Source organism: Flavobacterium sp. 2, assembly GCF_049949195.1.
Taxonomy (GTDB): domain Bacteria; phylum Bacteroidota; class Bacteroidia; order Flavobacteriales; family Flavobacteriaceae; genus Flavobacterium.
In genome coordinates this window covers 2,533,946-2,556,418 of sequence record NZ_CP188206.1, presented here as the reverse complement: position 1 = coordinate 2,556,418, position 22,473 = coordinate 2,533,946, and the positions used below count along the sequence as shown (strand labels likewise).

At 32.9% G+C, this 22,473-nt stretch carries 21 protein-coding genes and 1 tRNA gene; 10 read left to right on the top strand and 12 right to left on the bottom strand.

Going from position 1 to position 22,473, the window contains the following annotated elements; all coding sequences use genetic code 11:
• Nucleotides 1-7 precede the first annotated feature (7 nt).
• From ACNFIH_RS10970 to ACNFIH_RS10950, 5 genes are all read right to left on the bottom strand, one after another.
• On the bottom strand, nucleotides 8-319 hold the full coding sequence (locus tag ACNFIH_RS10970; RefSeq protein ID WP_426486647.1) for a hypothetical protein: 312 nt from the start codon (nucleotides 317-319) through the stop codon (nucleotides 8-10).
• 22 nt (nucleotides 320-341) lie between these two features.
• Nucleotides 342-764 (bottom strand): hypothetical protein, encoded by a 423-nt coding sequence (locus ACNFIH_RS10965; protein WP_426486646.1) that lies wholly within the window; start codon nucleotides 762-764, stop codon nucleotides 342-344.
• Between the two features lie 74 nt (nucleotides 765-838).
• Nucleotides 839-1,492 carry a 3-keto-disaccharide hydrolase gene (locus ACNFIH_RS10960; RefSeq protein WP_426486645.1) on the bottom strand — a complete coding sequence of 218 codons (654 nt, stop codon included), beginning with the start codon at nucleotides 1,490-1,492 and terminating at the stop codon, nucleotides 839-841.
• Between the two features lie 795 nt (nucleotides 1,493-2,287).
• Entirely contained in the window at nucleotides 2,288-3,088 is an 801-nt protein-coding gene (locus tag ACNFIH_RS10955; protein WP_426486644.1) for a hypothetical protein, read from the bottom strand.
• 300 nt (nucleotides 3,089-3,388) lie between these two features.
• Nucleotides 3,389-3,470: transfer RNA gene (locus ACNFIH_RS10950), tRNA-Leu, on the bottom strand.
• 109 nt (nucleotides 3,471-3,579) lie between these two features.
• On the opposite strand from ACNFIH_RS10950, the gene ACNFIH_RS10945 reads away from it, so the two are divergent.
• The 7 genes from ACNFIH_RS10945 to ACNFIH_RS10915 all read left to right on the top strand — a co-directional run bounded on the left by ACNFIH_RS10945 (nucleotide 3,580) and on the right by ACNFIH_RS10915 (nucleotide 10,969).
• The gene (locus tag ACNFIH_RS10945; RefSeq protein ID WP_035645934.1) at nucleotides 3,580-4,968 is read left to right on the top strand and encodes a dipeptidase; all 1,389 of its coding nucleotides are present in this window, start codon (nucleotides 3,580-3,582) and stop codon (nucleotides 4,966-4,968) included.
• A 270-nt stretch (nucleotides 4,969-5,238) separates the two neighbouring features.
• A complete protein-coding gene (locus tag ACNFIH_RS10940; RefSeq protein WP_426486643.1) occupies nucleotides 5,239-5,676 on the top strand; it encodes an energy transducer TonB in 438 nt (145 codons plus the stop codon).
• A gap of 103 nt (nucleotides 5,677-5,779) precedes the next feature.
• On the top strand, nucleotides 5,780-6,202 hold the full coding sequence (locus ACNFIH_RS10935; RefSeq protein WP_426486642.1) for a hypothetical protein: 423 nt from the start codon (nucleotides 5,780-5,782) through the stop codon (nucleotides 6,200-6,202).
• A 17-nt stretch (nucleotides 6,203-6,219) separates the two neighbouring features.
• Nucleotides 6,220-7,182, top strand: coding sequence for a DUF6624 domain-containing protein (locus tag ACNFIH_RS10930; RefSeq protein WP_426486641.1), 963 nt, complete (start codon nucleotides 6,220-6,222; stop codon nucleotides 7,180-7,182).
• A gap of 211 nt (nucleotides 7,183-7,393) precedes the next feature.
• Nucleotides 7,394-7,765, top strand: coding sequence for a BlaI/MecI/CopY family transcriptional regulator (locus tag ACNFIH_RS10925; RefSeq protein WP_035645929.1), 372 nt, complete (start codon nucleotides 7,394-7,396; stop codon nucleotides 7,763-7,765).
• Nucleotides 7,762-9,180 (top strand): N-acetylmuramoyl-L-alanine amidase, encoded by a 1,419-nt coding sequence (locus ACNFIH_RS10920; RefSeq protein ID WP_426486640.1) that lies wholly within the window; start codon nucleotides 7,762-7,764, stop codon nucleotides 9,178-9,180. The genes ACNFIH_RS10925 and ACNFIH_RS10920 overlap by 4 nt, the downstream gene beginning before the upstream one ends.
• Nucleotides 9,181-9,304: 124 nt before the next feature.
• Nucleotides 9,305-10,969: an energy transducer TonB gene (locus ACNFIH_RS10915; protein WP_426486639.1), complete on the top strand. Its 1,665-nt coding sequence runs from the start codon at nucleotides 9,305-9,307 to the stop codon at nucleotides 10,967-10,969.
• 213 nt (nucleotides 10,970-11,182) lie between these two features.
• Here the strand turns inward: ACNFIH_RS10915 and ACNFIH_RS10910 are convergent, their stop codons facing one another.
• Nucleotides 11,183-12,547: a saccharopine dehydrogenase family protein gene (locus ACNFIH_RS10910; RefSeq protein WP_426486638.1), complete on the bottom strand. Its 1,365-nt coding sequence runs from the start codon at nucleotides 12,545-12,547 to the stop codon at nucleotides 11,183-11,185.
• Nucleotides 12,548-12,738: 191 nt separating this feature from the next.
• Here ACNFIH_RS10910 and ACNFIH_RS10905 point away from each other — a divergent pair, with 191 nt between their 5' ends.
• Both ACNFIH_RS10905 and pckA read left to right on the top strand, forming a co-directional pair.
• The gene (locus ACNFIH_RS10905; protein ID WP_035645925.1) at nucleotides 12,739-13,125 is read left to right on the top strand and encodes a DUF423 domain-containing protein; all 387 of its coding nucleotides are present in this window, start codon (nucleotides 12,739-12,741) and stop codon (nucleotides 13,123-13,125) included.
• Between the two features lie 300 nt (nucleotides 13,126-13,425).
• Complete coding sequence (gene pckA, locus ACNFIH_RS10900; protein WP_426486637.1) at nucleotides 13,426-15,030, top strand: phosphoenolpyruvate carboxykinase (ATP); 1,605 nt, start codon at nucleotides 13,426-13,428, stop codon at nucleotides 15,028-15,030.
• 124 nt (nucleotides 15,031-15,154) lie between these two features.
• Here the strand turns inward: pckA and ACNFIH_RS10895 are convergent, their stop codons facing one another.
• Complete coding sequence (locus tag ACNFIH_RS10895) at nucleotides 15,155-16,213, bottom strand: phytase (RefSeq protein WP_426486636.1); 1,059 nt, start codon at nucleotides 16,211-16,213, stop codon at nucleotides 15,155-15,157.
• Nucleotides 16,214-16,286: 73 nt separating this feature from the next.
• A complete protein-coding gene (locus tag ACNFIH_RS10890) occupies nucleotides 16,287-19,097 on the bottom strand; it encodes a TonB-dependent receptor (protein WP_426486635.1) in 2,811 nt (936 codons plus the stop codon).
• Nucleotides 19,098-19,332: 235 nt separating this feature from the next.
• On the opposite strand from ACNFIH_RS10890, the gene ACNFIH_RS10885 reads away from it, so the two are divergent.
• Nucleotides 19,333-20,433 carry a DUF4407 domain-containing protein gene (locus ACNFIH_RS10885; protein WP_426486634.1) on the top strand — a complete coding sequence of 367 codons (1,101 nt, stop codon included), beginning with the start codon at nucleotides 19,333-19,335 and terminating at the stop codon, nucleotides 20,431-20,433.
• Between the two features lie 140 nt (nucleotides 20,434-20,573).
• Here ACNFIH_RS10885 and ACNFIH_RS10880 read toward each other — a convergent pair whose 3' ends face one another.
• The 4 genes from ACNFIH_RS10880 to ACNFIH_RS10865 form a co-directional block, all read right to left on the bottom strand.
• Nucleotides 20,574-21,275 (bottom strand): PH domain-containing protein, encoded by a 702-nt coding sequence (locus tag ACNFIH_RS10880; protein ID WP_426486633.1) that lies wholly within the window; start codon nucleotides 21,273-21,275, stop codon nucleotides 20,574-20,576.
• A 71-nt stretch (nucleotides 21,276-21,346) separates the two neighbouring features.
• On the bottom strand, nucleotides 21,347-21,718 hold the full coding sequence (locus tag ACNFIH_RS10875; protein WP_142450161.1) for an MmcQ/YjbR family DNA-binding protein: 372 nt from the start codon (nucleotides 21,716-21,718) through the stop codon (nucleotides 21,347-21,349).
• Nucleotides 21,719-21,724: 6 nt separating this feature from the next.
• A complete protein-coding gene (locus ACNFIH_RS10870; RefSeq protein ID WP_426486632.1) occupies nucleotides 21,725-22,075 on the bottom strand; it encodes a DUF4260 domain-containing protein in 351 nt (116 codons plus the stop codon).
• Entirely contained in the window at nucleotides 22,072-22,473 is a 402-nt protein-coding gene (locus ACNFIH_RS10865) for a GNAT family N-acetyltransferase (protein WP_426486631.1), read from the bottom strand. Before ACNFIH_RS10865 ends, ACNFIH_RS10870 begins: the two co-directional genes overlap by 4 nt.

Here is a 22,473-nt window from a genome sequence, read left to right as displayed (position 1 = left end):
TGTGGATTTATTTCTTCAATTTCAAATACTTTCTCGGAACGCTTAGAAATTCCTGATAACAAGTATTACTTGGACAATTATCATTTAATACAGAATGTTCAGCAATTCTGATTGTTACATTTCCATCTCCTTCATCGATTCCGCTGAAAGTTTCGCCAGCTTTAAAGGTTCTATCCTGAATCCCAACTACGCCACCAACCGTTATTTGAGTTGTATATGGAATAATGAATTCAAAATTTCCTTCTGCACGCGTATTTTCTTCTGATGAACAAGCCAAAATTCCTAAAGTCAGAATCAAGAAACAGATCAATTTTTTCATAACAATTTTTTTAATTTTCCTTCTAAAATGATGTTGAGTAACGCTCTACTAAAAAAAGGCTAGTACTTCCGTCTTTGTTGGTTGTTGTTTTAATATCAAAAAAATATCTCCTTTTAATTGGAGTATTAATATCCATTGTGCCGCACCAGTTCCAAGCTGCTGCCACTGAAGGAAGTTCCTTTAATTTTTTGTTGTTTGAGATGCCACTTATTTCCCGAAATGTTTGATCGCCGCCAAAGTTCATTTTTTTGAAATTAAGGAAAGTTGTCGAGTTTTCGTTTTTTAAATGACCAATAAAATTTTTGGCTATAATCAAGGAATCAATATCCGAGCCGGTTTTGTTGTAAAATTTTATGCGAAAACTGTCGTCTGCAGAGGTACTTTCTTCTGAAGAACAAGCCAGAATTCCTAAAGTCAAAATCAAGAAGCAAATCATTTTTTTCATAACAATCTTTTTTTAATAGATGTTTGAATATCAAAATGGTTGCGTAGAATTGGGAAGAATTTTTTTGTTTAAATTTATTTAGAGATATTTTTTATCTGGATATTTCTAAAATCAATCGGCGAACGCTCGTAATTTAAGGATATTTTGCCTTCAGTTGCAGAAGCTTCTGTGCATTCGTTTACTAATTTTCCGTTTAAATATTGCTTTATTTTTCCGTTGAAAGATTTAATAACAACCAAATTCCATTCGCCATACGGATTCTCATTTTCTAAAAACTTAGGAGAAACCACACTTGCACCTGCTTCAACTAATTTTCCATTTACTTTTGCTGTTACGTTATCCAAAAAGATAAAATCTCCGGTAGTTTTTTCTTTTATTTGAAATTGAATTCCTTTTGGCCAAATTCTGTCCGAAGCATCTAACGGAATATTATACATCACGCCGCTGTTTTTCACGCCTTTCATTTTGTATTTCTCGTCAAGATTCCATCTGTATTCAAGCGCAAGCTCAAAGTTTTTATAGCTTTTTTTGGTCATCAAACAACTTGGATCTTCTCCGTGCATGCGAATCATTCCATCTGTAAATTCATATACTTGTGAAGGCTCTTGTTGTGCGGTATTAGATTTAGTAAAAGCATACCAATCGTTTATTTCTAAACTTTTTTGCTGAACAAGACATGAATTTAGAATAAAAAGTAAAGCAAAAGCAAAAGTTGATTTTTTGAACATGATTATAAGTTTGGAACGAAATATTCGTTTGATTGACATTTTTAAAAAGTAAAAATAATTATATCGAATAATATAAAAATGCGGAGTTCTGGTTTTTTTGTTTTGAAATTTAAAAAAAAGTTCCGAAGGAACGGAACATTATGTAGGGATTGATTTTAATCCATCTTCGGAATCAGAATCGTCATTTTTTTGTCATTCCGAGGAACGAGGAATCTTCGTGAGAAACTCCACAATCTAAATCGATAATCTTTGTAGAGCTACTCGCGAAGATTCCTCGTTCCTCGGAATGACAAACTAGATGGATTTACTTCATTGAATAATAAAGTTAAATGAATTGCCTTCAGCTTTAGCTGGAGGTTTTTTTGTGTTTGAAAATGGAAAAGGCTTTGGCCGAAGTCTTTGTCACATCTCTTCATTTTTTCACCGTGAGTAGTATATATGAAAAAAAAGTAAAACAATAATTATTTATTGTTTTACTTTTTTAAGAACATTTAAAAAATCTTTTCAATCTGTAAATCCTTTCGCATCGGGATTGTTATGGATGAAAAATTAGAATGCAAATGGGAAAAATCATTATATGTTTTTATTTAACAAAGTAATTGTTTTTTAAGTACTTTATTAAAGTGTATAGTATAATTATTGAAAAACATGACACGCTTAAAATCAATAAACCGTCAGTCAGTTTGTTATCTATTTCAAATATTTTTGAAATAAAAAAAATCGTAATGGATATTGTACCGATTATTCTCAAAAAGAACCTTATATGATTTTGGTTTTTATTCATAATAAAAAGAATTATTGATTTTTAGGTGTGTTTTGATCGTCATTACCACGTGGTCCCATATATGGTTCTTGCCAAATTTGCATCGTAGGGCTTCCACCACCAAACTTATTTGTTTGAAGATATCCAGTATATGTTACATTATTTGTGTTATTAAGGGTAAATGAGCCGATGCCTAATGAATTTGAAAATTGACCAACCGCTTCAAAAACAATCGTATTGCCATAGGTACTTATGTTTACTGTTGTCTGAGAGTAATCTCCTGCCATATCAATACCATATTTGTAAGTTGTCACAGAGGATCCGCTAATATTACCATTAGCGTCTAGATTATAATCGACTCGAACAGCAATATTAGCTGCAGGAAAAGTGTTGTCAAAATATAGTGTTGAGGAATATTTGTATGGTGGGTCATCATTGGTTAAAGCGTTTTTACTAGCTTTTTTGTTTTTTAAATTATTGTATAATATTTGTCTCCATTTTTGAGATCCTAAATTATCTTCTATAGAAACTCCATTTGAGCTTATCATTTTAGAGCTTTCAAAATTAGTTTTGAGTGATTTTAATGTAGCTTCAAGTTCTTTTGAATTTGCCGCTTTATAGCTTGGCTTTTTAATATTTGAGTTCTCTATGGTGTAACCATAAGTTTCAGCTAAAATTTTAATTTGGTTTTCTGAATTAACTTGTTTGTTTGTGTATTCGATTTGATTGTCATTATCGCAACTTGTAAATGTTGTAATTAAAACTAAAGCTGGTAATATAGCATTTTTCGTAAGATTAATAATTTTCTTAGCGTTGAGTAACTGTGGAATCATAAAAAAAATTTAAAATTAAGTTTAATGTATACTCAAAAGTAAGATTTTTTTAATTAAAAAAAAATAAAAAATAAGATTATTTGTACAATTGTATTTTTTAGTGTATGTTTTTTTTTAAAATAAAATAATATGATAGCCAATTTATTTTTGATGACACATGATATTGTAAAGACCATCAAATATAAATTGTTTTCGAAACTAATAGGCATTTTGTCTTTAGTTTTTTTAATTATTGACGAATTGTGGACAAGGTATTAAAAAAAAAAGCTCCTGAAAAAATTTTCAGAAGCTTTGTTTTAGTGCGGATAATAGGACTCGAACCTACACGCCTTGCGGCACCAGATCCTAAGTCTGGCATGTCTACCAATTTCACCATATCCGCGTAATTGTGGGTGCAAAGATAAGCATACTTTCGAATATTCAAAGAAAAATTTCAAAAAAATTATTAATTCTCTTTTTTGTACTTTTGGGTTTCTATAAAAATAATTTAAATGGAAAATATTAAGTCCTACGTTCAACAACATAAAGATCGGTTTATCAATGAATTGATCGAATTATTAAAGATTCCGTCGGTAAGTGCTGACACTGCATATTCTCAAGATGTTATTGACACAGCAGAGGCTGTAAAAGAAAGTTTATCAAAAGCAGGCTGCGATTATGTCGAAACTTGCGACACTCCAGGTTATCCAATTATCTACGGAGAGAAAATAATAGATCCAAATCTTCCAACGGTTTTAGTTTACGGACACTACGATGTTCAACCGCCAGATCCATTAGAATTATGGACTTCACCACCTTTTGAACCTGTTATAAAAACTACAGACATTCATCCAGAAGGCGCAATCTTCGCACGTGGAGCGTGTGACGACAAAGGTCAGATGTACATGCACGTAAAAGCGCTTGAATTAATGGTGCAAAGCAACACTTTGCCTTGTAACGTAAAATTCATGATCGAAGGCGAGGAAGAAGTAGGTTCTGCAAGTTTGGCTTGGTTCGTAGAACGCAATCAGGAAAAACTGAAAAACGACGTTATCCTAATTTCTGATACCGGAATGATTTCAAACCAACAACCATCAATTACGACAGGTTTAAGAGGTTTGAGTTATGTTGAGGTAGAAGTTACAGGTCCAAACCGCGATTTGCATTCAGGTTTATACGGAGGAGCAGTAGCGAATCCAATTAATATTTTGGCAAAAATGATCGCTTCGCTTCACGACGAAGACAATCATATTACAATTCCGGGATTCTATGATAAAGTTCAGGAATTATCTGCAGAAGAAAGAGCCGAAATGGCAAAAGCGCCTTTCAGCTTAGAAAAATATAAAAAAGCCTTAGACTTAAATGATGTTTACGGCGAAAAAGGTTATGTAACAAACGAACGCAATTCTATCCGTCCAACATTAGACGTAAACGGAATTTGGGGCGGTTATACTGGCGAAGGAGCAAAAACGGTTATTGCGAGTAAAGCTTTTGCTAAAATCTCAATGCGTTTGGTTCCAAATCAGGATTGGGAAGAAATCACAGAATTGTTTACAAAACATTTTACAAGTATCGCTCCGGCCGGAGTTACGGTAAAAGTAACGCCTCATCACGGTGGACAAGGTTATGTAACACCAATTGACAGCATCGGATATCAGGCAGCGAATAAAGCTTATACAGAAACGTTTGGAGTCCCTGCAATTCCGGTTCGCTCTGGAGGAAGTATACCAATCGTGGCTTTGTTCGAAAAAGAATTAAAAAGCAAAACAATCCTTATGGGATTTGGTTTGGATAGCGATGCCATTCACTCGCCAAACGAACATTTCGGAATCTTTAATTACTTGAAAGGAATTGAAACTATTCCGTTGTTTTACAAGTATTTTGTGGAGCTTTCTAAGTAAGGTTTAACCGCAAAGAGCGCTAAGATTTACGCAAAGTTCGCTAAGATTTTTGAAGTAAGATTTATAAAAGTTCGCAAAGCTTTCCAAGTATAGCTTTGCGAACTTTGCGTTTATAGTCGTAATCTTAGAAAAAACTTTGCGCTCTTTGCGGTTAAATTTTTTGATCACATTGTCCACTCAGTTTTTTGATACTTAATATCTTAAGATTATAATTAACACATTTGAATTAAATTACTATTTTTATAAGGAAATAACTAAAAAAATACCGCTATGATCTCAAAATTAAATTCGGTTTCCAAGATAAAAATAGTTTTGTGTTTTGCTTTTATTTTGTTTTATAATCTCAGAACTATTGCGCAAGAAGCAAAACCCCAAGCAGGTTATTATCAAACAGCAGATTTGACCGAGAAGCCAACTTATCCAGGAGGAATGCCGGAGTTTTATAAATTTGCCGGACATTTTTACAAAGTGCCATCAACGCCAACCGGAATTGTGTTAAAAGGAACCATAAAGGTTACTTTTATAGTCCAAAAAGACGGTTCGCTAACCGATATGCATGTTGTCAAAGATCTTGGTTACGGCACTGGTGAAGAAGCTTTAAGAGTATTAAGGTTGTCTCAAAAATGGATACCTGGCAAACTAAACGGCAAAGTGGTAGCGGCTGAATTTCATCTTCCAATTTCTATTCAAGAACCTGATAAACAATAGTAAAATTTTAATTGAATAAAATTTTACTATAAAAGTTGCACGTTTGATTTTTATTTCTACATTTGTAGAGCAACATCTATAAGTGTAGAAATAATCATTTTTTATGAAAAGTCATTTTTTATTATTGTTATCTGGATTATTGCTTTTAAGTTGTAAAAGCGAATTGGTTAATCAGAAAATTGATCATAAGAAAGAAGGTGTTTGGATTGATAATTATGTACAAGACAGCACGACTTATAAATCGTATGAATATTACAAACATGATGTTCCGGTAAAAAAGTGGAAATCCTATATCAACGGAAAAATCTACAAAACAGAGAAATATAAAAACGGAATCTGTATTGTAAGAAGTTATTACGAAAACGGAAAATTAGAATCAAAAGGAAAAACAAAATTAGAAACAAATTCGGTTGAAACACATTGGTTTTATTTTGGAGAATGGAAATTCTATTCGGATACAGGAAAATTGAAAAGCATTAAAAATTATAATAAAGGCGAATTAATCTCAGAACAAAGAATAAAATAAAGCACTAACATTAAACCATGAAAAAAATAATCGCTTTTAGTTTTATTGTCATGATTTGTCTTTCCGCGAAAGCGCAGGCTTATAAAGAATGGATTCGCAAAGCAGATTCCTGCTACGGGAAGGAAAACTATAAAATGTCTGTTGCTTTTTATGAAAAAGCGTTTAAAATGGAACAAAAATCTGCGAAAAACTTTTATAATGCAGGCTGTTCTGCGTCTATGGCAAAAGAAAACAAAAAGGCTTTTAAATGGTTGAATTTGGCTATAGACAATGGATTTCAAAACATGGATGAACTTCAAGTTGAAAGAGATTTAACCACGTTGCATTCAGAAAAAGAATGGGAAAAAACAATTGAGAAACTGAAAAAGAAGTTAGAGATTATTGGAGTAAATTACGATAAGGAGCTGGAAAAAGAACTTTCGGAAATTTATATTGAAGATCAGGAAATTCGTGGAGAATTTATGAATGTTTATAAATCCCCAAAACCAGATAAGAAGAAAATTGACAGTATTGGTAAAATCATGCTAAGAAAGGACAGTATTAATCTTATCAAGGTTATGAAAATATTGGACGCAAGGGGATGGTTAGGAAAAAATGTTATTGGTGTTCAGGGAAATAAGACTTTGTTTTTGGTTATTCAGCATTCTAATTTAAAATACCAGCAAAAGTATTTGCCAATGTTGAGACAGGCGGTTAAAAATGGCAATGCAAGTTCAATAAATCTTGCTTATTTGGAAGATAGAATAGCTTTAAGAGAAGGAAGGCATCAAATTTATGGAAGCCAGAGCGCAAAGAATAAAAAAACGAATAAATGGTACATATCGCCGCTGATTGATCCAGATAATGTCGACAAAAGGCGCGCTGAAGTTGGACTCGGACCTATAGCAGATTATGCAGTAAAAATGAATATCGAATGGAATTTAGAAGCGTATAAAAAAGAATTGCCTGAATTGGAAAAACTTGAAAATATTAAAGAATAAAGAATAAAGAATAAAGAATAAAGAATAAAGAATAAAGAATAAAGAATAAAGAATAAAGAATAAAGAATAAAGAATAAAGAATAAAGAATAAAGAATAAAGAATAAAGAATAAAGAATAAAGAATAAAGAATATATTTTATTCTTCAGAAAAAACAAACAAGAGAGAAAACCTTAGAAACTTAGTATCTCAGAACCTTAGAACCTTAAAAAAATGCAACTATCAAACTCAGAAGAACAATTAATGGAACATTTATGGAAGCTTGAAAAAGCTTTTATGAAAGATTTGCTTGAAGCATATCCAGAACCAAAACCTGCTACAACAACAGTTGCAACGCTTTTGAAACGAATGATCGACAAAAAGTTTGTTGCTTACAATGAATTCGGGAATTCGAGAGAATATTATCCTTTGGTGAAGAAAACAGATTATTTTTCGAAACACGTAAAAGGATTGATCAGCAATTTCTTCAATAACTCGGCATCACAATTTGCTTCGTTTTTTACAACCGAAACAAATCTATCTGCTTCAGAATTAGAAGATCTTAAGAAAATAATCGACTCGGAAATTCAAAAAAAGAAGAAATGATAGACTTTCTTATAAAATCAACGATTAGCTTAACTATTCTTTTGGTTGTGTACCATTTATTCTTGCAAAAAGAAAAAATGTTTCGCTTCAACAGATACTTTTTATTAGTTGGTTTACTTTTTTCAATAGTAGTGTCTTTTATGTCTTTTGAAATTCAACAAGATATTCCTATTGCGTACAATAATGTAATTAAGTTTCAGACTATAACGGCAAAAGCTCTTCCAATTGAGGAAGAAGTGACAAGCACAAAAATAGAAGAACAAATTAGTTATTGGGTTTATTTATTATGGATAACTTATATCGCGATTACTTTAACACTGAGCTATCGATTTATCCGAAATATTTATAGAATCACATCAAAGGCTAAAGTGTCTAAAATCACTATTTATAAAGGCATAAGAATGGTTTTGCTCTTAGAGGAAACTTTGCCTTATTCTTTTTGGAATTCCATTTACATAAATCAAAAAGATTTTGAAAATGGATTAGTTGAACAAGAATTGTTTACGCATGAAATTGCACATGTAAAGCAAAAACATACTCTTGATGTGATTTTTATAGAAATTTTGAAAACGTTGTTTTGGTTCAATCCTATTTTTATTTTCTACAAAAAAGCCATTCAGCTTAATCATGAGTTTTTGGCAGATGAAAATGTAATAATGGCCCACAATGATGTTTGTTTATATCAAAAGCTTTTGCTCAATAAATTAAGTACTTCGCAGCCCATTTATCTAACTAGTAATTTAAATTTTTTATCAACAAAAAAACGACTTATCATGATGACAAAAATCACTTCAAAAACAAGAGTTTTAATAATGAAATCTTTAGCTGTTTCAGGTATTCTGATGTTATTCTTATTATTTGCTTTCAAACCATTACCATTGGGCAGCAAAAAGACTATAGTAATTGACGCTGGACATGGCGGAGAAGATGCTGGAGCACAAATAGGTGCGGAGCAAGAAAAGAAAATTGTGGAAAATATTGCCAAAAAAATAAGCGAGCTGAATGGCAAAGATGAAATTGAAATTATTTTGCTTAGAAACGACGATAGTTTTGTGCAGTTAAGTGAAAGAGTATCGAAAATAAACAAGATAAACCCAAACTTGGTAATTTCTTTACATGTAAATAGTTCAAAAAATCTGAATGAGAATGGAGTAAATGCATATGTTTCAAAACAAAATGAGTTTTACGAAAAATCAAAGGAGAATGCTAAAAATTTAGTTGATAAAATCTCAAGCGAAAAACTTGCTAAAGGAGAGGTTAAAGATGCAAACTATTATGTGCTTAAAAACTCAAAATGCCCTGCATTATTAGTAGAAATTGGCTATTTAACAAATGATAACGACAGAAATTATCTGGTTAGCGAAAATGGACAAAATGAAATTGCAAATAAAATAGTTGAATTCATAAAATTATAGACGTCTGCAAAAAGACATGCAATTGCTATTGAATTAGACAATTAAATATTTCTATCGCATCATTAGCATACAATATTTGGGAATTCAGTTAATGAATGGATTTTAAACTTCAAAAAAAGAAAAAATGACAGACTTTCTTATAAAATCAACCGTGGCTTTAAGCGTCTTTCTTGTCTTTTATCATTTGGTATTAGAAAGAGAGAAAATGCATCAGTTTAATAGATTTTATTTACTTTTTTCAATCGTAATTTCATTAATTATTCCGTTTGTTTCATTTGAAGTAATCAAAGAAATTCCGGTAAATTCTTCGAATTTGCAAGTTGTAAATCAGCCAATAATTCAGATGCAAAATGTTGTCGAGGAAACCAATTATAAATTGATTTTCTTATGGAGTTTATATGCATTAGTGACTTTAATATTGGCACTAAGATTTGGAAGAAACATTAAAAATTTCACGTCTAAAATTAGCAGTAATCCTGTAGTCGATTTTAAAAATTCAAAATTGATTTTGGTTGAAGAAAAGATTCTACCGTATACTTTCCTGAATTACATTTTTATTAATGTTGATGATTACAACAAACAAAATATTGAAGCTGAATTATACACGCATGAGCTAGTTCATGTTACTCAAAAACACACATTAGATATTTTGTTTATAGAGTTTTTGAAGACCGTTTTTTGGTTTAATCCAACTTTTTTATTTTATAAAAAAGCAATACAACTCAATCATGAATTTCTTGCCGATCAGGAAATTGTGAAAACTTATAACGATGTTCCATTTTATCAAAATCTGCTTTTAAATAAAGCAAATGGAAGTCAAACGATTTACTTGGCCAGTAATTTGAATTATTTAGTAACAAAAAAACGATTAATTATGATGAAAAAAAGAACATCAAAAAACACAGCGTTTCTAAAAAAAATTGCTGCCTTGCCCGTTGTTATTGGTTTAGCGTTTCTCTTGTGTGTAGAAACTATTGCGCAGGAAACTAAATCGGGTGTTGAAAACAAAAAGGCACAGAATGTTTCGTCTTCAGACAAATATTACGCAAATACTTCTTTTGTTTTCAAAAATAAAAGCAATAAAGTTTTTGTTGAAAAGAAGTATTCTGAATTAACAGAGCAGGAGAAAAAGCTTATCCCGCCTTCGCCATCACTTGCAAAAAAAACTCCGGATTCAAAGGAATATGAAGGTTTTAAAAACAGCGAAAATTATGCTGTTTGGATTGATGGAAAACATGTTTCTAATTCAGAGTTGAATGAATATCAGGCGAGTAATTTTGTTTCTTACTTTAATAGTATTGTGCATAAAAATGCTAGAAGCAAGAAGTTTCCGCAAAGGTTTCAAGTGACATTGTTTACTGCTGAAGGTTATGATAAAGCGTATGGCAAAAATCAAGTGCGAGATGCTGGAACCATAACAATTATGGCTAGTGAAGGCACAAGTAAAAATAAAATTCAAAAAAAGCAGGAAAAAGAAATTACAGCAGTGGTTAAAGATGTCGAAAGACAACCAGAATTTCCAGGCGGAATATTGGAGTTCTACAAATTTGTAGGGAAAAATTTTAAATCACCAGCAGATAAAATTGAAGGAAAAGTTATTGTAGAATTTATGATTGAAACAGACGGTTCGCTTTCAGAATTTCAAGTAATAAAGGATTTAGGTTTGGGATTAGGTGATGAAGCAATTCGTGTTTTAAAACTTTCTCCAAAATGGAATCCAGGAATTCAAAATGGACAGCCAGTTCGTGTGCTTTATACTTTGCCAATAACTATTCAATCGGAAAAGTAAATTTTTAGGTTCAGAGAAACAAAGGTTCAAAGATCCAAAGTTTTTTTTGAGAGACGCATTTCAATGTGTCTAACCCAAAAAGGAAAACCTCTGTCACTTTGAACCTTTGTCGCTTTATCCCTTCAAAAAAAAAAAATCCGCTTCTTTTGCATCGAAGAAGCGGATAAAATAAACTAAAAAAAAATTCTAAAAAATAAAATCAAAAAACTTGGACTAAAACAAGTCCGGGTTATATCCAAAATAAGGCACGATTTGTTCATTAAAAATTACGCCGTATTCTTCTAATTCATTTAAAATGGGTTCGTAAACTTCTTTTTTAATTGGAAGTTGAACGCCTGGAGTTGTAATTTTTCCGTTCAAAATCAATAATGTCGCCATAGCTACTGGCAGACCAACAGTTTTTGCCATTGCGGTGTAAGTCTGGTCATCTCCAATGCAAACCATTTTTGAGTCAATTTGTTTCTTCTCGCCGTTTAGTTCGTAACCGAATTTATGATACATGACAATCATGTCTTTATCTTCAGTTTCCAAAGTCCAACTGTCAGTCAATATTTTTTCTAAAATTTGAGCTGGAGTTGCATTTGGAAGATTCACTTTTTTATTTGGGTTGAATAAATCCAGTTCCAAAAGTTTGTCCCACATAATATCATCCTGATCAATTTTCAGAATGAATCTTGTTTTGATTTCAACAGAATCCGTTGGATGATAAGGCAAAAACGAATTCATAAATTGTCGGTAACTCATGTTTTCAGAATCTTCGATAACATAACTGTCATCCGTCATTCCGAGTTGAACAAACATATTCCACGCTTTTGAAAAACCAACTCTTCGAATTGTTCCTCTATATAAAGTCAGGACATCATCAAGTCCGTAAACCGATCTGTATTTAAGCGAATCTCTGTTTGAATACGCTTCAAATTTCCCATAACCTTCAACCTCGAGAAATTCAGTTCTGCGGAACAAGGCGCTGTACGGGATATATTTATAAGTGCCCTCCTGAATAAATTTAGCCGCACCACCTTGTCCAGCCAAAACCACATTTCTTGGTGCCCAGGTAAATTTATAATTCCATAAATTATTGTCAGATTCAGGTGCTACTAGTCCGCCACAGAAAGATTCAAACAAAAGCATTTTGCCACCTTTTGATCGAATTTCATCAATCACTTTCATGGCGCTCATATGATCAATTCCAGGATCAAGGCCAATTTCATTCATGAAAATCAAATTGTTTTTCTTTGCTTCTTCGTCAAGCGCTTGCATGGCATCACTTATATAAGATGCAGTAACAAGGTGTTTTTTAAAATGAAGACAATCTTTTGCAATTTCGATATGCAAATGTGCAGGAAGCATTGAAATTACAATCGAGGCTTTTTCAATTGCCGATTTTCTTTCTTCAGCATTAAAAATATCTAAAGCAATTGGAGTTGCATTTGGGTGCTTTTGTGTCTTTTTTTCGGCCAAAGCCAAAGAGAGATCCGCAACAACCAAATGAAGGTTTTCGCTCTCCGATTTTGAAAGTAAATAACGAATCAATGACGACGCTGAGCGCCCCGCTCCAAAAATTAATATGCTTCTCATATTTTATATTTATAACACAAATATATTAAAATGTTATAAATATAACAATGTGAAATAAGAAAAAATGTAATTTATTTTTGAAATAAGTTAAAATGTAAATATTTAAGTTTTTGAACTATTTTTTGGCAAAAAGCAAACGCTTTTTTTTAATTGTATTGAGTATTTTTGCATAGTAATTAGAAAACAAAAACATGAAAAGAAGAATAGTTTTGACGGGAGCTTTTATCGGAATGTTAGCTATTATTTTAGGCGCTTTTGGAGCTCATTTATTAAAAAAATATTTATCTGTAGAAGAACTAAATACTTTTGAAGTTGGAGTTCGTTATCAAATGTATCATGCTTTCTTTTTATTTTTTGTTTCGACCAGAAAAGATATTGCAGAAAAAACCTTAAAAACAATTTATAATTTGGTTCTTGGAGGTGTTATTCTTTTTAGCGGTTCGATTTATTTATTGGCCACAAAAAACTTCACTTTATTCGATTTTAAATTTATAGGATTCGCAACACCTTTAGGCGGAATGCTATTAATTTTCGCTTGGTTGACCTTATTTGTTACTATTTTGAAGCAAAAATCATAAAATCCCGAATAAAAAATTCTATCTGAAAATTAATATTTAATTTTGTCTCATAAATAACATATAATCGTATTTGTGTGAATTTATTTTGTTTTTCACTTTAAAAAGAGAAAAATATAACAAATTGACGTAAAAGGTTATAAGATAACAAATTAGAAGCTCTTATTTTTTTATTTTATTGAATTTAAGGTTCAAATTTTGCTTTTTTGACATAAATTAAAGTGAAATTGAAATATTTTTAAAGGATTTACAATAAATCTGTAATTTTGCATTCTATCAAACATCACACACAACTTAAAATTTATGGACACTAACACACTTTTCTCGCAATCGATTTCGTTAAAAGAATTAGGAATTGAAAATGCTAAAGTTCGCTATCAATTATCCCCGGATGAATTGCATGCCATTACTTTACAGTCAGGCCAGGGTGTCGAAAGCTCAACAGGAGCATTGGCTATTAATACAGGTGAATTTACAGGACGTTCTCCACAAGATCGTTTTATTGTAAAAGATTCGATTACAGAAGATAAAGTTTGGTGGGGAAATGTAAATATTCCTTTTGCACCAGAAGCTTTTGAAAAACTATATAATAAGGTAACAAAGTTTTTATCAGACAAAGAAGTCTTTGTTCGTGATTCATACGTTTGTTCTGATGACAAGTACAGATTAAATGTTCGTGTTGTAACTGAAACGGCTTGGTCAAACTTGTTTTGCTACAATATGTTTTTAAGACCAGAAGAGTCTGAATTAGCAAATTTTACTCCAGAATGGACAGTAGTTTGCGCTCCAAGTTTTATGGCAGATCCTGCTGTTGACGGAACGCGTCAGTCTAACTTTGCAATTTTAGATTTTACTAAAAAAATCGCTCTTATTGGTGGAACTGGTTATACAGGAGAAATGAAAAAAGGAATTTTCTCTGCGTTGAATTTCATTTTGCCAGTTTTCAAAAATACACTTCCGATGCACTGTAGTGCCAATGTTGGTAAAGACGGTGATACTGCAATTTTCTTCGGATTGTCAGGAACAGGAAAAACAACTTTATCTGCAGATCCAGAGCGTAAACTAATTGGAGATGACGAACACGGATGGACAAGCGAGAATTCAGTTTTCAACTTTGAAGGTGGTTGTTATGCGAAAGTAATCAACTTATCTGAAGAGAATGAACCAGACATTTACAGAGCAATCAAAAAAGGTGCGCTTTTAGAAAATGTGGTTTTCAAAGCTGGAACTAATGAAGTGGATTATGATGATGTTTCAATCACTCAAAACACACGTGTAAGTTACCCAATAACACATATTGACAATATTCAGCCAGGTTCAATTGGTCACAATCCTAAAAATATCTTTTTCTTGACGGCAGATTCTTTCGGAATTTTGCCTCCAATTTCAAGATTGACTCCGGGTCAGGCTGCTTACCATTTTATTTCTGGATATACTGCAAAAGTAGCTGGAACTGAAGCTGGTGTAACTGAACCACAGCCAAATTTCTCTGCTTGTTTTGGAGCGCCATTTATGCCTTTACATCCAACAAAATATGCTGAAATGTTAAGCAAAAAAATGAAAGATGCAGGAGTAAAAGTTTGGTTGATCAACACAGGATGGACTGGAGGTCCTTACGGAACAGGAAGCCGTATGAAACTAAAATATACTCGTGCTATGATTACTGCTGCATTAAACGGAGAACTGGATAATGTAGAATATAAAGATCACGCAGTATTTGGAATTGCAAAACCACAATCTTGTCCAAATGTTCCAGAGGAAATTTTAAATCCAAGAAATACTTGGGCGGACAAAAATTTATACGATAAAAAAGCGTTAGAATTAGCTCAGAAATTCAAAGCTAATTTTGCCAAATTTGAAGAATTTGCGAATGCTGAAATTTTAGCAGGAGCACCGATTACAGAATAAAGGGGCAATTACTAATTCAAAATTAAAAAAGCTGTTCAATTTGAACAGCTTTTTTTGTTTCCAATCGCAGAAAAAAAAATAAATAAACACTGAAAACTGCGACCGGAAATTGAGAGTTATATATTTATTTTTTTGCTTCGTCAATACGTTTTTGAATCAAATCCCAAGCGTAATAATGAAATGTCATTCCGTTGCTCATCGCTACGAAAAGTCCGTTTTTATATTTTCCACCTAAGTTTACATTTGTAACATCGGCACCGTCACATTCAATTGTTGAAGTTGGAACTTCAGCCAATAAAGGATGATTGTTTGGATTTCCTTTTGCACCTTCTCTAGGGTAAACCATAAAAGAATTTGCTTGCTGATTTGAAACTAGAATATATCCTGTAGAATCGGTTTTCTTGTAAATCGCAATTCCTTCATGATCAGCTTTGAAGTCTTTTTGGCCAAAAAACGCCAATTCTTTATTGTCATTTAATGCTGGATCAACTTTGTATTTTCTGATTCCAACTTGTTCGTCACAATAGTAAACGAAACCTAATTCGTTATCAACAGCAATGGCTTCAATTTCTTTCTTTCCACTGTAAGTTCCAAATTTGCGAACCACTTTTGCCGCAGCGAATTTCCCATTTCCTGAAAGTTCATATTGCCATAAATAACTTCCTGAAGGCCCAGTTTTTCTTCCTACGATGGCAAAAATCTTTTTATCACTTGGGCGTGTATACAAAGCAATTCCCATTGGATCTCTTTCTGCATCTCCTTCAAAAACCGGAATTCCACCGTTGTCAATTGGTTTTAAATCGGGTAAACTAAAAATTCTGATTTTGTTGCTTTCGCGTTCTGTTGTAACAGCAATGTCTACTTTTTTTCCGTCAATTAGTAATCCGTAAGCGATATCAACATTGTTTGGGCGTTTTAACGGAATTGATTTTTTAAGGATTTTCCCTTTCAAATCAAAAGCATATAGTCCACCGTCTGTATCTTTATCAGTTCCAACAATAATACTTCTAGAAGCGTCAGTTGGGTGAATCCAAATCGATGGATCATCTGTATCGTGAGGCAAAGCTTGAGTAACAGTTGTCGGTTTTACGGCATTTGGCTGAATTGGCGCTAATTTATCGTCTTTGCAAGCGGTAAAGGAAATTGCTAAAAGCAAAAGAGCAACTAAAGATTTATTTTTCATTATGTTATATATTTTAATGCAATTAGACAGAGCGGTAAACTCTGTCTAATTTAAGAATTTTAAAAAACAGATTTTACAAGTCTAGTTTCAATCCGAAATTGTAACGTGCCTGGTAATATTCAGCTTGTTTTGTGTGCGCTTCAACACCTTGATAGTAGCGTAATGGCTGATTTGTCAAGTTGTTAGCTTCGGCAAAAAGACGAAGTTTTGGCGTGATTTTATAAGAAGCATTTGCATCCAAGAAAAATTGCTTGTCATAATAACTGTCTTTATAAGATTCTGAACCCAATTCATCTAAATAATCAGAAGTAAAGTTGGTCGAGATTCTTGCAGAAAAACGTTTGTTTTCCCAAGATAAAGATCCGTTGAACATGTGTGGCGTTGTTCCAGGAAGACTGATGTCGTTTCTTTCGTTTCCATCTTCATCAGAAATTCCTTTAGCTTTTGATTTTGTGTAAGTGTAATTCACATAAATACCAAAACCTTTCAAAAATGCGCCTGGCAAGAAATCCAACTTACGCTGAAAAGCCACTTCAAAACCGTAAACGTCTACAGTATCACCATTTCTGGATTGTACAAAAGACCAGTTTTCTCCAGCTGGAATTGGGTTTGTCTGATTTGGGAAATCAGCTGCAAATTTTGCATCTGTATATTGATTATCACTATAATTATAAATGAAATCATGTAATTTTTTGTAGAAAACACCTCCAGAAATCAAACCAACAGATTTGAAATAATTCTCGGCCATGAAATCATAATTGTATGAATACGTTGCGTCAAGATCTGGGTTTCCAGCTGTAATTTCTTTGTCTGCCGCAATATTATTTACGTATGGTGCCAATGCGTAATAGTTTGGACGTGCCAAAGCTGTAGTTGCAGCAGCTCTTAAAACTAAGTCTTTTGTAGCATTGTACTGAAATGAAATGCTTGGCAATAAATTAGTATAAGAGTTTTTTGTGTTGATTTGGCTTTCTAATTCTTCTTCATCCAATACGCGATTTCCTGTATAATCAATGTGCGTATTCTCAACACGGAAACCTAAAACCATAGAAAGTTTATCGTTGAAATCCTGATCCCATCTTACATAGGCAGCAGTAATTCTTTCTTTAGCATTGTAGTTTACAGCCAAATATTCTGCTGGATCTGCTTCTTTGTCAAATAAAGTCGGATTGTTTAAATCCAAACCTCCTAAAAAGGCAGCCGAAGCAAAAGTTCCCGGTACATATTTGCTTCCCGGATTAAAGTTTTTTCCGTCGTAATAACTTGTTGGAACTTCAGATAATAATTCCATTCCGTCGTTGATTGGTTCGTAAGAATAGAACGAATTGTTTCTTTCTTTTTCTTTCAAACGAAGTCTAAGTCCTGTTCTTAATCTTCCTTTTTCACCTGCAATTACAGAGAATGGAAAACGGATATTTACTTTAGCACCAAATTCGCTTTCGCTGGTTTCATCTGTATTTTCAGTAACCGAATCAAATTTGAATTCGTCTACAGATTCGCCAACAGTTGTCATTAAAGGAAATCTTGGATCAGATAAATCTTCCATCATTTCCAAACCTTTCTGACGGTATTCGATATAACGCTCCTGCGGACGATATTCTCTCGCTTTTGCATAATTGGCAGACCAATCCAAATCTAAAGTTGAATTGATTAAATGTTCTCCACGAAGCGAATAATTTTGCACGCGCTGATCTTCTAATCTTCTGTTTTTGTTTCTGTTGTTGTCGACTCCACCTTTTGTCTGACGTTTTACACGGCCTTCAAAACCAGTGATTTCTTCGCCGTTGTAAATTGGCTCGATATCATCATAAGTGGTTCTGAAACGATTTTCGCGATCATCTCTCCAGTTATAGATTGCATTGGCAAAAATGGTATTGTTTTCGTCAAATTTATAATCTAAAGCTATAGAAGCGCTTCGGCGAATACGCTGAACATCATATTTTCTGATTTCTGAAGCTTGTAGATATTCGTTTCCAAAATCATCTTTTACCCATTCGTTTTCGATGTTATCAGATCCGTAATCTACATTATTATAGGATCCGCTGAAAACAACTCCTAATTTGTCATTTGCAAATCGGTTACCATAAACTAAACCTGCAGTGTATGAAGCGTGTTCACGAATTGGCAAGTAACCTCCAGCAAGCGTTGCAGAAATTCTTTCACCGTTTGGAGTTGCTCTTGTAATTAAGTTTACAGAACCTCCAATTGCATCCGCATCCATATCAGAAGTTAATGTTTTATTTACTTCTATAGTCGAAATCATATCAGACGGAATCAAGTCCATTTGCACGTTTCTGTTGTCTCCTTCAGCGGATGGAATTCGGTCTCCATTTAAAGTAACCGAGTTCAAAGATGGAGCAAGACCTCTAATAATAATATTACGAGCTTCACCCTGATCGTTTTGCATTGTGATACTTGGAACACGTTTTAAAGCGTCTCCAACATTGGCATCAGGAAAACGCCCCATTTGATCTGAAGAGATTACGTTTCCTATGTTTTTATTGTTTTTTTGCTGATTCAGTGCTTTGGCCTGACCTTTCAAAATGTCTCCAACCACAACTTCATTCAACTCAGTTCCTGATGTTTTTAGAGCAAAATCAATTACGTTGTTTTTTCCTTGTTCTACCGTAATTTCTTTTGTTATAGAAGTGTATCCAATATATTTTACTTCAAGTTTATATGTCCCAGCATTTATGTTTAATAATTCGAAACGGCCGTTGTAATCTGAAACCGTGTATTTGTTTTCACCCACGATTTGAATCATCGCTCCAGGCAAAGGAAGTTTGTCGTCAATATCTAATACTTTTCCGGAAATTATTGCTTTTTGAGCATAACCTGAAAAGGCCAATAGCATAAATGTTACTAATAAATAAATTTTTCTCATTGTGTTTTAGTTTGATTTCCTGCGAAACTAGAACCTTAATGTTATTTAAAAAGTTGAAAAAAATTAACATAGTGTTATGATTCCTCTGACAAAAAACAAACTTATTAATGTTTAAATAACACTTAATTGTTTGAAATAATTTAATGCGCAAATGAAAACAAATCAACTATTTACCTCAGAATTAAATTTTTGGCGCTAAATTTGCCTTATCAATCACAATCAAAAATCATCAATCATGTTAAAACAATTTTTTATCCTTTGTTCCGGTGCCGACCGAGATTTGTTAGAAGGATGCTCAGAAGGCGAACAAACCAAATATGTTGGTATTGGTGCCACCGTGTTTTTTACCGCAGTTATGGCTTTTCTGGCCAGTGCTTATGCACTTTTTACCGTTTTCGATTCTATTTACCCGGCTTTAATTTTTGGATTTGTCTGGAGTTTGCTGATTTTTAATTTAGATCGTTTTATCGTTTCTACCATTAAAAAAAGAGATCGCTTTATGGACGAATTCCTGCAGGCTACTCCACGTATTGCTTTGGCGATTATTATTGCGATTGTAATTTCGAAGCCTTTAGAAATTAAAATTTTCGAAAAGGAAATCAATACCGTTTTATTGAAAGAGAAAAACGAAATGGAATTGGCCAATAAAAAACAAATCGGAACCTATTTCAAAACCGATTTAGATAAGAATAAAGCAGAAATCGCCGCTTTAAAAGCCGATATTGTAAAGAAAGAAAAAGAGGTAAATGCTTTATATTCAACTTATATTACAGAAGCAGAAGGAACTGCCGGAACTAAAAAGCTTGGAAAAGGCCCGGTTTATAAAGAAAAACGAGAAAAACACGATGCGTCTCTAAAAGAATACGAAACTTTAAAAGCGACAAACGAAGCTAAAATTGCCGAGAAAGAAAAAATCGGAAAACAATTGCAAGCTGATTTAGACAAGAAAGTTTCGCAAACACAGCCAATTATTGAAGGTTTTGATGGATTAATGGCGCGTATTAATGCCTTGAATAAACTGCCTTGGCTTCCGTCATTTTTCATTATGCTTTTATTCTTAGCAATTGAAACTTCTCCAATTATTGCCAAATTATTAGCGCCAAAAGGAGAATTTGATTTCAAACAAGAAGAAGCTGAAACCGCAATGAAAGCAACTTTGGCACAAAATAAATACCAACGCGATTTATTAGTAAAAACCAGCGCCGAAATGCATGATAAAGTTTACGCTGATATCGCCGAAGATAAAACGCTCTATGATCTTCAGCGAAAAAACGCAAAAGAATTACTGGAACTTCAATCGAATAGTTTTGTAGAAAAACAGAAAGCGACTTTGTAAATTATTTAACCGCAAAGAACGCAAGGTTTTTTCGCAAAGGTTCGCAAAGTTTTTTATAAAAAATAAAACCCATCAGTTATGCTGATGGGTTTTTCTTTGCGAACCTTGCGTAAGTCTTAGCGACCTTTGCGGTTAAGCTATTACATATAACTTAAAATCTCTTTTTTATAAGCATCATATTCTCCTTGCATGATTAAACCGTTGTCAAGAAGTTTTTTGTAATTCTGTAATTTATCGAAAAGTTCTTCTTTAGATAAATCGCTTAATTTGCGCTCTCCAGTTGGCTGAGTCGGAAGTGGTTCATACGTTTCTGTAACAGCTGGAGCAGCAGGTAAAATTTCAGCAAAGCTTGTTACTTCTTCTGTTTCTACTTCTTCGATTTCTTCCTCTTCTTCTTCAAAAACAGGTTCAGTTGTTTCTTGAACAGGAGTTGCGGTTTGAACTGGATTTTTTAATAAATCTAATTGTTCTTTCGCGTAAGTATAAATTTTTCTAGCCTGAATTTTCGGAATGTAATCAATAGAAACTGCTAAATCAGTTTTTGTTCCAAATGAAAACTCAGAACCCAAAATGTTTTCTTTTACAAAAGTACTTGCAATATCATCCCAAGTATAATCTGTAAAATCCATAGAAAGGCCTAAATTTTTAGGCTTACAGATGATGATACGCTTGTTTGTTAATACAATGCTATCAGGAAAAACAGTAAGAGTAGGCTTTTTTTGCACTGCGATGTATCCAACTTCTTCGCCTTTCATTAATAAGTCTGTAAGTTTCGAAGTGATTTTTTCAATCGCTTTTGGATCTTGTTCTTCGTTCAGAAATTTTTTAAATTGTTCTTTCATTGCTTTTAAGTTGCTAAGTTTCAAAGCTGCCAAACAGCTAAGTTTTTTTTCTAACGATGCAAATGTAATGCCTAATTTTCTAATTCGATAATTTCGCTCTGAATTTTCTTTGTCAAACTTTTGAAAACCAATTCATACGAATGATCAATAAGTTCTTTCACAAATTTGTCCGGAAGATTTCCGTTTAAAGCCACGGTATTCCAATGTACTTTGCTCATATGAAATCCGGGTTTTATTTCGTCATATTCAGCTCTAAGTTCTTCTGCGCGGTCTGGATCACATTTTAAATTGACCGAAGCTTCATTTTTTTCCCATTGTGAAAGAGAAGATAATGCAAACATTTTTCCGCCAACTTTAAATACCAAAGTATCTTCATCAAAAGGAAAATGTTCGCTGACACCTTTTTTCGAAAGACAATATTCGTAATACGTTTCTAAATTCATAATTCGTTATTTACCGATTTCTCCTAAATGTGTGTATTTAAAACCCTTTTCATATTTCAGGCCGTAACCAAAAATTCGATCCATTGCCGAATGTGAAAATAAAATAATTCCGGCTAACTGCAATAATTCATTTTTCAAATAAAAGCCTAAAACATATAAAAGAATGGCAATTCCTTTATGATGAAATAAATTATATAAAAATGCTCCGACTTTGTTTCCAAATGCATAACCAATCATTGATAAATCAGGAGCCAAAATTAAAGCCAAAAACCACCACCATTCATAATTTAAACGGTTGAAAAGAAATATTCCCAGAATAAATAAAGCCGCTTCTTCGAGTTTTAAGACTGTTTTCATTTGACAATTTTTTCCATCATCTTTTCAGGATGATTCAGTTTTGTAAATCCGAATTTCTCGTATAAAAAGTGAGCATCGCTTGTCGCCAATCGCCAGATTTTTACTTCCTGAAGCTGTGGTTCGTTCATCATCGCTTCAATTAGAATTGACGAATAACCCTTTCCGCGATGTTCTTCAATGATAAAAACATCCATTAAATAAGCAAAAACCACATAATCAGTAATTACACGAGCAAAACCAATTTGTTTGTCATCCAAATAAATTCCAAAGCAAACTGAAGCATCAATTGTCGTCTGAACTTCTTCAATTGTTCGTCCAGAAGCCCAATAAATATCTTTTAAAAAGTTTTGTATAAACGGAACATCAAGTTTGGCTTTATCTGTAGAAACGCTAATCAT